Annotated in this window: 12 protein-coding genes; 2 read left to right on the forward strand and 10 right to left on the reverse strand. The window is 39.8% G+C overall.

The window, feature by feature from the left end; all coding sequences use genetic code 11:
* Nucleotides 1-173: 173 nt before the first annotated feature.
* Entirely contained in the window at nt 174-2549 is a 2376-nt protein-coding gene (locus tag HGT71_RS04520) for a glucose/quinate/shikimate family membrane-bound PQQ-dependent dehydrogenase (RefSeq protein WP_214216781.1), read from the reverse strand.
* 321 nt (nt 2550-2870) lie between these two features.
* Here HGT71_RS04520 and HGT71_RS04525 point away from each other — a divergent pair, with 321 nt between their 5' ends.
* The gene (locus HGT71_RS04525) at nt 2871-3890 is read left to right on the forward strand and encodes an alpha/beta hydrolase (RefSeq protein WP_214216782.1); all 1020 of its coding nucleotides are present in this window, start codon (nt 2871-2873) and stop codon (nt 3888-3890) included.
* 18 nt (nt 3891-3908) lie between these two features.
* Here the strand turns inward: HGT71_RS04525 and HGT71_RS04530 are convergent, their stop codons facing one another.
* The gene (locus HGT71_RS04530) at nt 3909-4334 is read right to left on the reverse strand and encodes a GFA family protein (protein ID WP_214216783.1); all 426 of its coding nucleotides are present in this window, start codon (nt 4332-4334) and stop codon (nt 3909-3911) included.
* Between the two features lie 177 nt (nt 4335-4511).
* Here HGT71_RS04530 and yddG point away from each other — a divergent pair, with 177 nt between their 5' ends.
* A complete protein-coding gene (yddG, locus tag HGT71_RS04535) occupies nt 4512-5387 on the forward strand; it encodes an aromatic amino acid DMT transporter YddG (protein ID WP_214216784.1) in 876 nt (291 codons plus the stop codon).
* Between the two features lie 123 nt (nt 5388-5510).
* On the opposite strand, the gene HGT71_RS04540 is transcribed toward yddG, so the two are convergent.
* The 8 genes from HGT71_RS04540 to rfbB form a co-directional block, all read right to left on the reverse strand.
* On the reverse strand, nt 5511-6332 hold the full coding sequence (locus HGT71_RS04540) for a glycosyltransferase family 2 protein (RefSeq protein WP_214216785.1): 822 nt from the start codon (nt 6330-6332) through the stop codon (nt 5511-5513).
* 282 nt (nt 6333-6614) lie between these two features.
* A complete protein-coding gene (locus HGT71_RS04545) occupies nt 6615-10214 on the reverse strand; it encodes a GT99 family glycosyltransferase N-terminal domain-containing protein (RefSeq protein ID WP_214216786.1) in 3600 nt (1199 codons plus the stop codon).
* Nucleotides 10214-11536 (reverse strand): ABC transporter ATP-binding protein, encoded by a 1323-nt coding sequence (locus HGT71_RS04550; RefSeq protein WP_214216923.1) that lies wholly within the window; start codon nt 11534-11536, stop codon nt 10214-10216. Before HGT71_RS04550 ends, HGT71_RS04545 begins: the two co-directional genes overlap by 1 nt.
* Nucleotides 11526-12275: an ABC transporter permease gene (locus tag HGT71_RS04555; protein WP_244986396.1), complete on the reverse strand. Its 750-nt coding sequence runs from the start codon at nt 12273-12275 to the stop codon at nt 11526-11528. The genes HGT71_RS04550 and HGT71_RS04555 overlap by 11 nt, the downstream gene beginning before the upstream one ends.
* Nucleotides 12276-12497: 222 nt before the next feature.
* Complete coding sequence (gene rfbC, locus HGT71_RS04560) at nt 12498-13046, reverse strand: dTDP-4-dehydrorhamnose 3,5-epimerase (RefSeq protein ID WP_214216788.1); 549 nt, start codon at nt 13044-13046, stop codon at nt 12498-12500.
* A 1-nt stretch (nt 13047) separates the two neighbouring features.
* The gene (rfbA, locus tag HGT71_RS04565) at nt 13048-13929 is read right to left on the reverse strand and encodes a glucose-1-phosphate thymidylyltransferase RfbA (RefSeq protein WP_214216789.1); all 882 of its coding nucleotides are present in this window, start codon (nt 13927-13929) and stop codon (nt 13048-13050) included.
* A gap of 29 nt (nt 13930-13958) precedes the next feature.
* Entirely contained in the window at nt 13959-14843 is an 885-nt protein-coding gene (rfbD, locus tag HGT71_RS04570; RefSeq protein WP_214216790.1) for a dTDP-4-dehydrorhamnose reductase, read from the reverse strand.
* A complete protein-coding gene (gene rfbB / locus HGT71_RS04575) occupies nt 14843-15904 on the reverse strand; it encodes a dTDP-glucose 4,6-dehydratase (RefSeq protein WP_214216791.1) in 1062 nt (353 codons plus the stop codon). The genes rfbD and rfbB overlap by 1 nt, the downstream gene beginning before the upstream one ends.
* Nucleotides 15905-16215 lie beyond the last annotated feature (311 nt).

Genomic DNA, 16215 nt, shown 5'->3' on the forward strand with positions numbered 1-16215 from the left:
CAATGAGTATGGGAAGCAACACCTTAGCTTTGATTGGGTAACGCTTCCCCTCACCTTTCCGGCTTCCCCCACTCATCTCTTATTACTTCCCATAAAAAAACCCCGAATAAATCGCTTTATTCGAGGCTTTTATTGTCAGTAGACATCACCACCCGTGCGGTGATGCCGACCTATTACTTCGCGTCAGGAAGTTTATACGCAATGATGTAATCACCCATGGTCGATCCAAACGAACCGTGACCACCAGCATTAATCACCACATATTGCTTACCATCCACTTCATACGTCATCGGAGTTGCTTGTCCACCCGCTGGTAGACGTGCTTGCCATAACAATTTACCGTCATGCACGCTGTAAGCACGCAAGTAGTTATCTAATGTTGCAGCAATAAAGAAGACGTTACCAGCTGTAGTGATTGGTGCACCCAGCATTGGAGTACCGACTTTCAGCGGTAGAGGAATCGGCGAGCTATCACGGATGGTGCCGATACGTTTCTTCCAGATGATTTCGTGGTTTTGCAGGTTAACCGCAGAAACGAAGCCCCATGAAGGTTCCATACATGGCAGACCGAATGGTGAGAGGAACGGGTTAAGTTCTACACCAAATTTTGCTCCGTATTGGTGTTGCAGACCCGCTTCGCTACCTGACCCTTTAGCGCCTTTCTCATCCGGTTCCATTGGGTTATTAGGACCACGAGGAATCAGTTTAGAAACAAACGGCAGTTGCATTGGGTTAGTGATAGCAAACTGTTTATCCGTGTTCACGGAGATACCGCCCCACTCGAACATCCCTAAGTTACCTGGGAACACCAAGGTTCCTTGAACGGAAGGAGGAGTAAACGGACCTTCGTAACGCAGACGGTGGAACATGATTCGACAGATCATCTGGTCGAACATGGTCGCGCCCCACATTTTCTTATCTGTCAGATGTGCCGTTGGGCGATAGCTGAATTCAGAGTAAGGTTGGGTCGGCGACAGGTGGTCACCTTCAGCCGCACCTTGTGGGACTGGATGTTCGTTTGCAGGAACGACAGGTTTTCCTGTGACACGGTTCAGAACAAAAATATCACCGGTTTTCGCAGGTGCATAGATAACCGGTACAGTGTTACCTTGTTGATCTTTAATATCCGCTAAAGTTGGTTGAGCCGGAACGTCCATATCCCACAGATCGTGGTGTACCGTTTGGTAGAACCAAGCCAGTTTACCCGTTGAAGCATGCAGCGCTAAGATACCGGTCGCGAACTTCTCTTGGTCTGGAGTACGGTTACCGCCCCAGATATCAGGAGTACTCACACCCATTGGGATGTAAACGATGTCTAATTTTGCATCATAAGCCGATGGCGCCCATGAGTTCGGTGAGTTAGGCGTATAGCTTTCACCGTCTGCAGGGATAGCGTTAGGATCTTTAGCACCTGGATCGAAGGCCCAAAGCAGTTGTCCAGTATTGACATCGAATCCACGAATCACACCTGAAGGTTCTTTCGTTGATAAGTTATCAGTTACCGAACCCGCAATGATAATCACTTTATCGGTGATGATTGGCGGAGAGGTTGGTTCATAGCCACCTGGGTAAGCATGAGGTTGCTTATGTTGTAAGTCGATTTCGCCGTTGTTCGCGAAGTCTTTACAAACCTGACCATTTTCCGCATCCACCGCAAACAGACGACCATCGTTTACAGGCAATAAGATACGACGTGAACACGCAGCAGGTTGGCTACCGTTGGTTGGCGTAGCGGAAACTTCGTGATAAGAAACACCACGACAAGTTATATGCTGGAAAGTCGAATCGTATTTGATTTTTGGATCAAAACGCCATTTCTCTTTACCTGTCGCGGCATCCAGAGCGATAAGGATCTGGTGTGCAGTACAGGTGTAGAGCATGTTGCCGACTTTAATCGGGGTAGATTCGTTAGTGATCTCACCGGGATCATCTGCACGCTTCAGGTCACCCGTACGGAATGTCCAAGCAACTTGTAGGTCTTTGACATTCTGCTCATTAATTTGTGTTAATGGCGAATAACGTACACCGTCTTGCGTACGCGCGTAGGCTGGCCAATCTTGCGCAGCAACGCTTGGCGCCGCTGGCGCTTCGTTATTAACGTGTAATGTGCCATCGATTTCTTGCGGGTCTTTGACCACAAAACTCGCACCGACCATCAGCAGGTTAACGATAACACCGACTGCCATAGCAGTACGTGGCGTGTTACCTGCGTTAGGACGAGAAATTTGGCGATAAACTGGCGGGAGTAGCATCCAGATACCGAACAATGTCCAGATACCTAAACGTGGCGCTAGTGCCCAGAAGTCAATACCACACTCAACGTAGGACCAAATCGCGGTCGCGATAAGGATTAAGGCGTAGACGAAAAACGCGCCGCCTTTACGTTTAGCCAGTTGCGCGGTGAAAAGCGCCATGACGAGACCGGTAATCAGATAGTAGCTGCTACCACCGATTGCCAACAAGTATCCGCCACCAATGACTAACCATAAGCAGCAGAAGAGAGAGAATAATAACGTAATGAGACGTAAGCCTCTGCGTTCCCTAGACATCGAAATCTACCTTAAATAAACCGCTATTTTAAAATGTAAAAATCGGAGCAATAAGACCGCCCTAAAGCAGGAAATTTATATTTTTAATTACTCACGTCGGATGAAGCTTGCCGCACCAATCTCCGATTTTTCACATTCACCTGCGATGAAAAATCCGCCAACATGTAACCAGTGTTTACGAAGATCTCATAACGCCGGTTAGTATGGCTTATTAATAAAAAATATCTATACAAAATATGACTAATAGCACAGTTCTTTGACAATTTTTATGAGGGTGCAACTAAATATTTAACATCTACAATACAAACAGGAGGTAAAAGTATGAAAAAAACGCTTTTTATAGCACTTGGTTCTAAAGGACTCGGGTTACTGGCCGTGAGCTTCATATTATCGGGATGCCAGTCTTTGGCCATTTCGTTAACGCATGGCGCGATGGAAAATGAAACTACGAAAAAGAACGTTCAAGCATTAGCTGCCTATGCAGATAAGAATGTTAAGAACGACTTAAGGATCACTGCCGATTATCGTTATGGTGAGTTACCGAGTTCAAGAATGGATATTGTGACCCCGAGTCCCCGGCCCGGACAACACTATCCAGTCATCGTGTTAGTGCATGGTGGTGGCTGGGTGGCGGGGAATAAAGAGAGTATGTTGGCCTATGCAAGGCTCTTAGCCGACCAAGGATTTGCGGTAGTCAATGTTGAGTATAGTCTGGTACCTACCCAAGCCTTCCCCACCCAACTCAAACAGCTTAACCAAGCCTTACAGGCACTCAGTACCTTGCATGATTGGCCACTAGACCTTAATCGCCTCTTTCTCAGTGGAGACTCTGCCGGTGCGAATATTGTCAGTAACTATGCCGCTCTACTTAACTCACCCCTCTTACAACAACAGCTGGCGATGACACCGGCGATTCAACCTCAACAGCTCAAAGGCTTAGTCGTACATAGCGGCGTCTACGATATCGCGAGTTTATATCAAAGTGGCCAGAAACTTCCTTGGACCACGCGCTGGATCATGCAAGAGGTATTAGGCGCTTATAGCGGAGAAAAACCCCCTAGCCTGAGAAAACTTTATGCGATGTCGGCAACACCTTGGTTGACGACCCACTATCCTCCTGTATGGATTAGCGCGAGCGATAATGATTTACTGACCCAAGGGCAATCACGTCCCTTCATCCAACGCCTAGAAACACTCAATGTTCCAGTTGAGGCACATATCTATCCTAAACGATGGCCTGAACCACTCAACCATGACTTTGAATTCAGCATGCAGTATCGTGCCAGTCAGCAAGTGTTCGATAATTCAGTCGACTTTATCCGCCGATACTCAGGAGAGTAGTAAATACTAACTAACTCTCTATACCAACTGGAGCACCCTAAGCAGCTGCTCCAGTGATTGGACTGGCTCATGGTAAGATTGAATCTCAGAGGAACAAGAGGGTGAGGCCGAGCGTTGCAGACAGAAATCAGCAACACATCGATAATGCTCTACCCCTTCCACTAGACCCAAGGGAACCCAAAAGTAAGGAACTTGCGCTAACAGGTTAGGCACTGTACTCCCGCAATGCTGACAAAAATCATTACGATAACCCGACTCTTTCCTCCAAGAGTGAATACTTGCTTCGCCTGCAGACCAAGTGAAGTCTCGATGATGCACTAGCGTTGCATAATTAGATTCTGTCCCTGTTTGACGACGACATAAGGAGCAATGGCAACGATAGAAAGTTGTTGGGCTATAGGATAAGGTAAATTTAACGGAAGCACATAAACAGGTACCTTGCATAGTCTGCTCAACGTGTTGTGTGAGGATGAGCCACTATACCTAACATTCGATCTATTCAGTGTAAAAACTTTACGATTCCACCGCTGATTGATTATCGATTGGTAGCGAGTACTAACGTACATTCCCCTATAGGCTGAGTAAAACACCGATTTATAGAGAATAGGCTAAGGATTAATCATGACTTCATCACGTGCCACCTTACTGGGTATCTCAGCGATTTTACTGTGGAGCACCATCGTAGGCCTTATGCGTCAGGTAACGTTTTACTTCGGGCCAGTCGGCGGCTCGGCGCTGGTCTATTCTGCTGCTAGCGCATTGTTAGTACTTACTATCGGATTTCCTAAAGTGAAAACTTTTCCAAAAGGATACTTATATTTAGGTACCCTGCTCTTTGTCGCTTACGAAATCTGCTTATCGCTTTCACTTGGCTTCTCTACTTCAAATATTCAAGCGATACAGATTGGCCTAATTAACTATCTCTGGCCTAGTATGACCCTACTTCTGGCAGTGCTACTAAATGGACAGCGCCCCAGATTTTTAATGTTACTCGGTATAGCAATTAGCATGCTAGGCATTAGCCAAGTACTCGGACAAGGACAGGGGAATTTATGGCAATCGATGCTAGCCAATCTTACTGCAAATCCATTGAGCTTCACCCTCGCCTTCTCCGGCGCAATAATCTGGAGTCTGTACTGTGTGTTAACCAAAAGACTTGCTAACGGCTGCAACGGTATCACCCTTTACTTTATACTTACCGCCATCGCCCTATGGAGTGGCTTCTTACTCACGACCCAACCCAGTCTACGCGTTACCGCGACAGGCTTCGGTGCACTATGCTTACTCGCTTGTGCGATGGGTCTGGGTTACGCGGCGTGGAATATGGGTATCTTGCACGGCAATATCACCCTCCTTGCCACCCTTAGCTACTTTATCCCCGTAGTGTCGAGCCTATTTTCAAGTATTTGGTTAAGTCAGTCGTTAAGTAGTGTGTTTTGGATTGGAGCAGTTTTGGTGTGTGCGGGGTCGTTGGTGTGCTGGGTGGGGGGGGAGTAGTGTAGATAAGACCCTATAAGAAAATATTTTAATAGGAGGGATGGGAATAGCCATATCATATTCTAATTCAAAACATGATATGGATATTTTAAATAAAAATCAGCTATATTTTTTAAGAATTATTTAATCTTCTTTAATTGATTTTGGTAATACCGATAAACATAAAGAGTTTAACTTACTTCTTTTTTTATCAAAAAACCAACCCCATTTATTGAAGTATTTTACTGCTGAGAAGATATGATAAGCTAGGAACTTTAAACTTTTATAAGATTTTGATTGAGCAACGTGCACTACTGTAGATCCTGGGTAATATCTTACTGGTAACCCTGTATCACAAACACGCCTGCTCAAATCAACATCTTCCATATAAAGGAAGAATCGATCATCGAAACCTTTCACCATATTTATGGCATCTTTACTTATCAGTAAAAAACAACCGGATAGAGAAGGAGCAAAAAATATTTTATTGTAATCAGCATCACGTAATTCGTACCGCTGATTGACGCCAGATGTTATAACTGAACAAAAACGTCTGATAAATAATTGATAAGGTGTAGGAAGCAGTTTGCAGCCATATTGATTATTACCATTAGGATAGATAATTTTTGGAACGGTGAGCCCTACGCCCTCTGATCGACTGAAATCATACAGCGCATCAACCTCACCTTTCTCAAAATGAATATCGGGATTACATATTAATAGAAAGTCAGACTGACCTTTAAATCTTTCAAAAACAACATTATGGCCTGCCCCAAATCCTTTATTGACAGGCACTCGTATTACTTGGACCTTTTCATGTACGAAAGAATCCAGCCATGTACAATGCTCACCGTTATCAACAATAACGACAGTAGATATACTGTCTTCCTGAAATAGTGCAGAAAGAGTTACCTCGATATCGTTGAAACTATGCTTAAATAGGACAAGAGATGCCAAGATTTTCACAGAATAATTACCATTTCTTAAAATATAAAAAAATATCAATAATATTAATATCCCATCGTGAAATAATGAGAATTTTAATAAATCTCATTTGGCCAGCGCATTATTAATAAACTAAGGTATAAATATTAAACAATCAACCTATAATCTAAATTACTAAATAACGCCAGTTCTTCTTGGTGAAATAATTTATTATATGCTATAGAAAAATCACTGTAGCATATTAAAATTTAGGGATGTTTATCGTAAAACATCCCATTGAATATCTTTATTTGTTCTTAATCTTTAATTTATTATTTCATGAATAGCTCTTCTTGATAGACGTCTTTTGATGTATCTTTTTATACGAAAAGGAATTATTTTATTAACAGTTGATAAACATCTAATTTGGCTAATACGCCAAACCAAAGCTAATAATCTTTCTTTTCTACCTATTGGTCCAATAGTAACCTCAGGTATTATTTCTATATTTTTTGAATTCAGTAGACTCTTAATGTCAGTACGTCCAAGCATACTTTCCCTAAACCACTCGGGCTTAATATAACTTTGACGATAAAAATCTTTTTGAATATCGACTTCGGAAATATCTAAGAAAGGTTCAGCGTTATAATCATTGAAAAATGATTCGGGATTTTTATACAAAGAAAGAAATAACTGGTTCATTTTTCTGACGCTACTATCCCATTCAACTATACGAGTAAAATTACGTCCAGCCAGCCTTTCGCCAAAAGCACCTATATTTGGTGCAATAACAGGGATTCCATTTTCTAAAGCTGCACTCAGTGTATAGCTGTAAGTTTCAGGCCATTGTGCTGGATACCACATAACATGTGGCTGGATTGCCATCAACTTATGGCTTAGTTCATGACTTGAATAGGCTCCATGGGTTATTACCGACTCGAGGGGGCGAAATGCATAACCCAGAAGATGAAACTCAATATTTTCGTGTTTCAGATTGTTGGCAACTTCCTCAAGCATTAAAGCGCCCTTTTCTCGGCTTATTGCCCCAAGAACTAAGACTTTTAATCTTTCACCAGCTGTGTAGTTAAAAGATACTTGAGGGTATGGCGCCGACACTTCGTAATCTGGATGCCAAGCTACAATGCTATTTATTGTAGTATTAGGGAAAATGCCACAGAAACGTTTTTTAGTATCAGCTGACGGGAATATTACTCTATCTGCACTACTTAACCATGCACTAAACTTTTCACGCCATTGAGAAGCGGTTAAATCAGAGGGTAACTTAATAGTTTCATTACATAAACGGTCACGAACCTCAGGAATATCTCCTGCGAAAATCCCATTTTTATCCGTCAAGCTAGGGTTAGAGTTAATGAAGTAGTAATCATGTATAGTTACATCGTATCCACATGAAAGGTGATTTTTAATATCAAGAATCTTATCATTAATACCAATCAAGTGATGGAAATGAATATGTCCAACACCAACAAAATTTAAAAAATCTACTAACGTTTGGTATCCATTTTCTATATCTATGATAAATTTTTCTCTGGAAAGAGATTCAGAGATATTAAGAGTTAAGGCAACACTCTTACCATCTTCTTCAGGAACTAGCAGTAAGAAGTTTACTTCATCATTATAAAATTTTGCTAACTCAATGAGATGAGTATTTACTCCTCCGCCCATTTTATGTGATACAAGCAAAACTTTACTAACTTCCTTAGATGCTGTTATTCTGAGTAGCATCTCTGATCGTGCGTTTTTCGCAGGATCTTTAACAATAAAATCCATCACGTCTTTTGTATAATTAGGATGTAAATTATTCAAAAGCTCGAGAGCACGTGTTTTACGTGGATTTTGCTCACCCGCAAAACTTACCCCACCTTTATGGTATACAAACACATTAAGTTGATGGAAATTAGGCCAACCTGCTTTGGCTGCTCTCTGGCACCAATCGTTTTCTTCGCCATAGCCTCTTCCGAAGGTCTCAACGTCGAAATAACCTACTTCATTAAGACAGTCCCTGCGTATATACATACAGAACCCTACGCCCGTGGGTATTTCAATTAGATTATTAGTTTTACCCAAGGTTGAAAAATGATCATCTAATTTTTGGACATCCAAATTCATGAAAAGATCATTATCTTCACAAAAGTTAGGGAAACTACATATGGTAGCATTGTTAGAAAATGGGGTTATACTTCCTACCCTATTACAAGAATAAGCTGCTTCCCGGATTCTCTCTAACCAATCATTCGCAACTTCAACATCACTATTTAATAACAAGATATCTCTTTTAAGATTAAGCTTCATACCTCGATTAACAGTAGCAACGAAACCTAAATTTTCTTCATTCTCAATAAGTAAAAACTCACCACCTATAGATCTCTGACGAAGCCATTCCGTTAGATCTGGTTCCGGTGAAGCATCATTAATTACAACTAATTGTGCCCAGTTAGGTAATGTTAATAAAGCAGACTCTATACATTCTATTGTTTCTTGCTTACCACCATAGACTGGAACTACCACATCGACAATAATATCGATAGCTTTCTCTCCTAACCTAGCTTCGAGAAACTCAACTTGCTCAATAAGATTACTATTTGCGGAGTTTTTTAATTCTAATTCATGACTTATTTTTTTTATCTGGCACTCTAAATCAATTACTCTTTTCTCAATACTTCCGTCACCAAGCAAAGATATGGCTTTTTTTTCTATTTCTGTTTTACTCATTGAGTCACCTAAAGAAATGTAATAATCAATATGTTTCTTAATTATCAAATGCTCGTTATCAGTATTAAGCCTAAATCGAATGTAATTTATATCGAATAAAAGCTCGAAAGGAACTAAATATGAGAATAGGTAAAATGTTAACCTACGTGTTCTCTCGACAATATTTTCAACATTACAGAAAGAATAAGAACATTCACCTAAAATAGTTACAGGTATATTCAGTAAAAGAGCCTCTAAACCCACACTAGAATTTATAGTTACAATTTCTTTGCATCTTTTTAAGAATTCTAAAGAGCTCGATGAGTTATCCAGATCACTCGAATTTCTCAGCGAGAATCTACTTCCCGGATGTGATCTTATTAGTTTACTACCCGGTAAATAACATTCTGTGTAGTCAAGTAGTGATTGGTTATTGAATGTTTTACTAAAGGCAATAATATTAGAATCGTTTTCAACTTGTAGAACAACTCCAATATCATATTCCTTATCGAGGTTACCAGAAAAAGATACTTCTTTAACAATTTCAGAAGAATTATTTTCATTTCCGAATACTGATTCATCAATGTTATTATTACTGAAAAACTGATAAAGATCAGAGATTTTCGTTTCATCTTTTGAATAAAAATCACTCTTGACATATCTTCTTTCGGCTTCAGTATTTCCATTAACCCCTGAGAAATCGAAATATGCTGTAGACAGATAATATGGAGACCGCAGAGGTCCTAACTCCATATTTATTACTTTTACCCCGAATTTTTGAGCAGCGGAATTTAGGGATGGGCAATTACACCAACTCAATATACACTCAATAGAACTATTCTTATTTAAAACATTAATAATTTCTAGTTCAAGTTCAGGGATAATCTCGGTTATAAATTTCTCGAATAACTTATTTGGGTTAAAGTTGTATTTTCCTAAATAGTCGCTAAGGAAGGACTCGTCAATTATGTTAAAATTATGATTTTCTATTATATTATCTATTTCTGGTAAGGTATATCCGAGTCGAATCTGTGAATCGTGTTCCATTTCCCATCTATTATTTTCTTTCCAATATTCGAGTGGTAATAGATATTCTTTACCAGCTATGAAAGAAACTGGCTCTGATATAGAATTAATAATGCGATAAAAAAACCATAGATAAGGTGCTTCAACCCCTCTAAAGGGATATGCTGGTAGAAAAACACTAATCATTAATCCCCCAATCGAGTAATTTTCAGTGGTGAGTGAATTACTCCTCCCATATCTCGTGGTGACCAAAATTTTATTCTGTCTAAAGGCCTTCGCTGATCTAATTCTTCTCTTATTCCATTACTGAAACAGGCTAAACCACAATGGATTAGATAGTCCCCTGTATTTATAGGTAGCTTAACTTTGAAAGTAAGTGTTAATTCGCCAGGCACTAAAGAAATCTGGTGACCAGCGTTTATATTATTATCACCCCAAATATCTCCACCTTGCGCACGAGAGATAGATATTCCTAATACCACATCATTAATATCTTCAGATGCTAGAATTTTAAAATTAAAATTTAATTCTTCACCGGGCGTAGCTAGCGGTCTATCTTTCAAAAGCGTACCATCTGATTTACTCACATACATTGATTCAATTATTGCTCTAGCCGAGCCGAATCTTTTTTCACCTATATCATTATTTATTGAGTTATCTCTAATTTTTATTAAGTCTTCAGGTTTATACTCAATACTATTCTCTGAAATTTCATTAGATGACTGTACCTGTTTTTTCTCCGAAAGTATCATACCCTTCTCGTAAGATAAAACGGCAGCCAGTACATCATCAGTATCACAGATTAATTGCCCATTTTTCATGACTAAGCAGCGATCGGCATATTCCAACAGACTTCCAGTTGAGTGAGTCACCATAATTATAGTAGTACCGCGTTTCTTTAGGGCTTCCATTCTTTTAAAACATTTATATTGAAATCCAATATCTCCTACAGCTAAAGCTTCATCTACAATCAAAATTTCTGGATCGATACAAGCCTGTACTGCAAATGCTAAGCGAACGTACATACCACTTGAATAAGTTTTAACTGGCTGATCAATGAAAGGTCCTATATCAGCAAATTCCAAAATGCTATCGTATTTTTTATCTATTTCAGCCTTACTTAATCCAAGTACGCTTCCATTGAGGTATACATTTTCTCGGCCTGTAAATTCAGGATTGAACCCGGCTCCTAGCTCCAAAAGCGCAGCTATTCTACCATTTACGTCGATTTTCCCTTCTGTAGGTGTCAATGTTCCACATATCATTTGTAATAATGTTGACTTCCCTGCGCCGTTTCTCCCGATTATTCCGATAGTTTCACCTTTCTTAATAGTAAATGAAACATCTTTTAGAGCCCAGAACTCTCGGAAATAATTATTACTACTTTTATTTAAAATTTTTTTTAATCGGGGCATTATGAATTGTTTTAATCTATCTCGTGGGCGAGAATAAATTTGATAACATTTACTTAGGTTACTAACTTGAATAGCTATATCTTTAGAGTACATCAGCAAAGCCTTTTCTAGTTTTTTGGAAGAACACATAACCCACCCAAGTAATAAGGATCGCAGATAATGTATATATCAATAACCCCTTCCAATCTGGTAAATGCCCCCAAATTAATATATCTCTTGCTTGTTCAATTATAAAAGTTAATGGATTGAGCATTATCCACCCTTGAAATTTTCCGGGGAGTGCCGTAACTGGGAAAAACACCGGTGATAAAAACATCATTATCGTAGTAATTATCATAGTAGTCTGCCCAACGTCACGAATAAATACGCCCAAGGATGAGAATACCCAACCTAGACCAAGACAGAATATTACCAATGGTAGAAAAACCAAGGGCAAAAATATTAAAGTCCAATGTATGTAACCATTAAATATAACAAAAGCAACTACTAAAACTAATAGACTTATAAGAGAATGAAATAATGCTGCACACAGATTAACAACTGGAAGTATTTCTAAAGGGAAAACTACTTTTTTAACATAATTCGTATTACCTAAAATAATTTGTGGAGCCCTATTAACAATTTCTGCGAAAAATCCATGTATAATCATACCTACAAAAAGTATTACTGCGAATTGAGTGCGACTTTCATCAACACCTACAGACCAACGAGCTTTGAATACTACAGAAAAGACAAAAGTGTACACAATAAGCATTAATAATGGATTTAAAAAAGACCAAGCTAACCCCATGGCAGATCCTTTATATCTACCAATAACTTCTCGCTTAGTCATTTGTACAATCAGATATCTATAACTCCATATGTTTTTTATCATGGACTGGGGAGATATTTGATGCGTTCTAATTATACCACTCATATTTAATTTAACCTTTTTAAGCGTATTCTTTCAATATACAGAATAGCTTATTAATTATGCCATTAAGTACCGCTTAACTTCGATTTGGTTATCGATTTATCCAAAAAAATAATTTTTGACGATAAAATTTGAAAATTATTATTCAAAATAAACTGCAGACTCGAACTCTAAACCCAATTCATCTTTTGAAGATAATAATGGCTCTTCGCCATCTTTGATCGGCCAGCTTATATTTAGTTCTTGGTCATTCCACAATAAAGTGTGTTCGTGATTAGGATTATAGTAGTCCGTACATTTATAAACAAATTCGGCTGTTTCTGATGTAACGTAAAATCCGTGGGCAAAACCTTCTGGAACCCAAAGTTGACGCTTATTTTCTGCAGAGAGTAGAACACCTACCCATTTACCAAAATTTGGCGATGACTTACGCATATCGACGGCAACATCATACACCTCACCTGCAACGACTCTCACTAATTTACCCTGCGTGTTTTCCGTTTGGTAATGCAAACCACGCAAAATACCATGTGATGATTTTGAATGATTATCTTGTACAAAGACACGAGGGCAGACGAGCTTTTCAAATTTCTCTTGTTGCCAAGTCTCCATGAAAAACCCGCGTTCATCACCATATACTGTTGGTTCAATTATTTTAACTTCTGGGATACTTGTTTCGATAATTTTCATACTAAATTTTCCCATCAGCCAGTAAATTTAAATAACGGCCATAATCGTTTTTAGCAAGTGGTAACGCTAATTTACGTAGTTGTGCTTCATCGATGAAACCTTTTCGGAAAGCTATTTCTTCTGGACAACACACTTTCAGCCCTTGCCTTGTTTCTATAGTTTGAATGAAATTATTGGCTTCATTCATACTCTGATGTGTGCCTGTATCGAGCCATGCATGACCACGTCCCATAATTGAGACAGATAATTTTTTCTGCTGCAGATAAATTTTATTGATATCAGTAATTTCTAATTCACCGCGTGGCGATGGTTTTAGGGATTTAGCTAAATTAACAACGCTATTATCGTAAAAATAAAGCCCGGTTACAGCATAATTGCTCTTAGGTTTTTCGGGCTTTTCAACTAACGATATTGCTTCACCTGTACTATCAAATTCAACCACGCCATAACGCTCAGGATCGTGGACATGGTAAGCGAAAACGGTAGCACCTTCTGTTTTGTGGGCTGCTTTCTCAAGAAGTTTAGCCAAGTCGTGACCATAAAAAATATTGTCACCTAGGATCAGTGCACATGGGGCATCACCGATGAACTCTTCTCCAAGGATGAAAGCTTGGGCTAATCCATCTGGGTTTTCTTGAACTTTATATTCAATCGAAATCCCCCACTGTGAACCATCACCTAATAAACTTTCAAACCGAGGTGTATCTTGAGGAGTACTAATAACAAGAATCTCATCAATTCCAGCCATCATTAATGTACTCAACGGATAATAAATCATCGGCTTATCGTAAATAGGCAGAAGCTGCTTACTGACAACCGTTGTAACTGGATAAAGTCTTGTTCCCGAACCACCAGCTAAAATAATACCTTTACACTTTGGCATACTATGTCCACCGAAAATTTGAGTTCGAACTACTGTATTTCATCAAGCATACGCACTAAACCCGAACGCCAATCTGGTAACGTTAAGTCGAAGGCTTGCTGAAATTTTTGATTATTTAGTTGAGAATTTTTTGGTCTGATGGCCGCGGTCGGGAATGAATCTGTTGAGACTGGTATTATCTCATTGACCTTATACTCAAGCCCTTTTTCTCTACTTCTTGCTAAAACGAACTTTGCATACTCATGCCAAGTCGTTGTTCCACTAGCCACTACATGGTAAAGCCCGAATAATTTCTCGTTATTCACTGCTTTGAGTATTGCATGGGCTGTACAGTCGGCTAAAAGCTCTGCACCGGTTGGTGCACCAAACTGATCATCAATGATTGATAGTTTTTCTTTCTGTTCCGCTAAGGCCAATATCGATTTAGCAAAGTTTTTACCTTTTGCTGCGTAAACCCAACTTGTGCGAAAAATAAAATAACGGCTACACTTTTGTGTAATGAACTCCTCACCCTGACTCTTGGTCTTGCCATAGACATTTAGTGGAGCAACGGGGTCTGACTCGACCCAAGGCGTATTACCCTTTCCGTTGAAAACGTAGTCCGTAGAGAAGTGAACGAGTATCGCTCCTATTTTTTCAGCGCTTTCAGCTATCGCTAACATTACTGTTGCGTTGATTTGTTCCGCAGCAGATTGATCTGATTCAGCTTTGTCTACCGCTGTGTAAGCAGCAGCATTGACAATCACATCTGGGCGAATTTTCTCTATTGCATCAACAACACCTGATGTATTAGTTAAGTCACCACAATGAGCCACAGAATTGCGATCTAAAGCAATAACTTCACCAAGAGGTGCTAGAGAGCGTTGAAGTTCCCATCCCAATTGTCCATTTTTGCCTAGGAGGAGAATCTTCATTACTTACGACCCTCGTAGTTTTTCTCAACCCAACTCATATAGGCGCCACTTTTTACATCATTCACCCATTCATTATTATTCAAGTACCATTCAACCGTTTTACGTAAGCCGCTCTCAAATGTTTCAATTGGTTTCCAACCTAAATCTGCGTGAATTTTCTCCGCGTCAATGGCATAACGTAAATCATGGCCCGGGCGGTCGTTAACGTAGGTGATTAAATCGGAATATTTTTTATCGGCAGGCTGTAATTCATCGAGTAGATGGCAAATAGCTTCGACCACTTCGATATTCTTCTTCTCATTATGGCCGCCAATGTTGTAGGTTTCGCCAATTTCAGCCTGGGTTGCCACCAGATAAAGCGCTCTAGCGTGGTCTTCGACATATAACCAATCACGAATTTGTTGCCCATTACCATAAACTGGTAACGCTTTCCCAGCTAGAGCATTAAGAATTACCAGAGGGATCAACTTTTCAGGGAAATGATAGGGACCATAATTATTTGAGCAGTTGGTGATGACCACCGGTAAACCATATGTACGGTGCCATGCTCTGACTAGGTGATCACTACTCGCCTTCGAGGCTGAATAGGGACTACTTGGCGCATAAGGCGTTTCTTCGGTAAACAGATCCGTGGTTCCCTCTAAATCGCCATATACCTCATCAGTTGAAATGTGGTGGAAACGGAATTGTGCTTGCTTGGATGCTGGAAGCTTGTCGTAGAAGTTACGCGCCGCCTCTAGAAGCGTAAAGGTTCCGATGATATTGGTATGGATAAAATCTGTCGGACCGTCAATAGAGCGGTCGACATGGCTTTCAGCGGCAAGATGCATAATAACGTCAGGCTGGAAAGCATTAATCTGCTCCATAACTGCTGCTTTATCAGTAATATCTGTTTTGGAAAAACTAAAACGCGAGTCTTTGTTAACGGTTTTCAAGGATGCAAGATTACCGGCATAAGTTAAACTGTCTAAAACGAGAACTTGGTCAACAGTGTTCTCTATTATGTGTCTGACTACTGCTGAACCGATGAATCCAGCACCTCCGGTCACTATTATTTTCATTTAACTTCGCTCTTAGGTTGGAACGTTGATACCGATTAATATTATTTAAGCACGCTACCGCCATTGGCTGTCGTTACCAAATCACGGCTTATCAAATTGGGGTTAGTTCTGAATACAGAGGGTGATGGAGTTCGAATCCTCTGCCACTCAGCGTTAAAAAATTTTTGCACTCCATTGCCTAGATTAGGCCGATAATTATATAGATTTATTAGACTAAATTGAAATATTGACTATTTTTTTTTCGTTAGTCATCAGATTAATCTAATCCGCATTATCCAGTAGACTGATACTTAAAGGAATACTCTCTTGCT

The sequence above is a fragment of the Rosenbergiella epipactidis genome (genome assembly GCF_018494055.1).
Lineage (GTDB): Bacteria > Pseudomonadota > Gammaproteobacteria > Enterobacterales > Enterobacteriaceae > Rosenbergiella > Rosenbergiella epipactidis.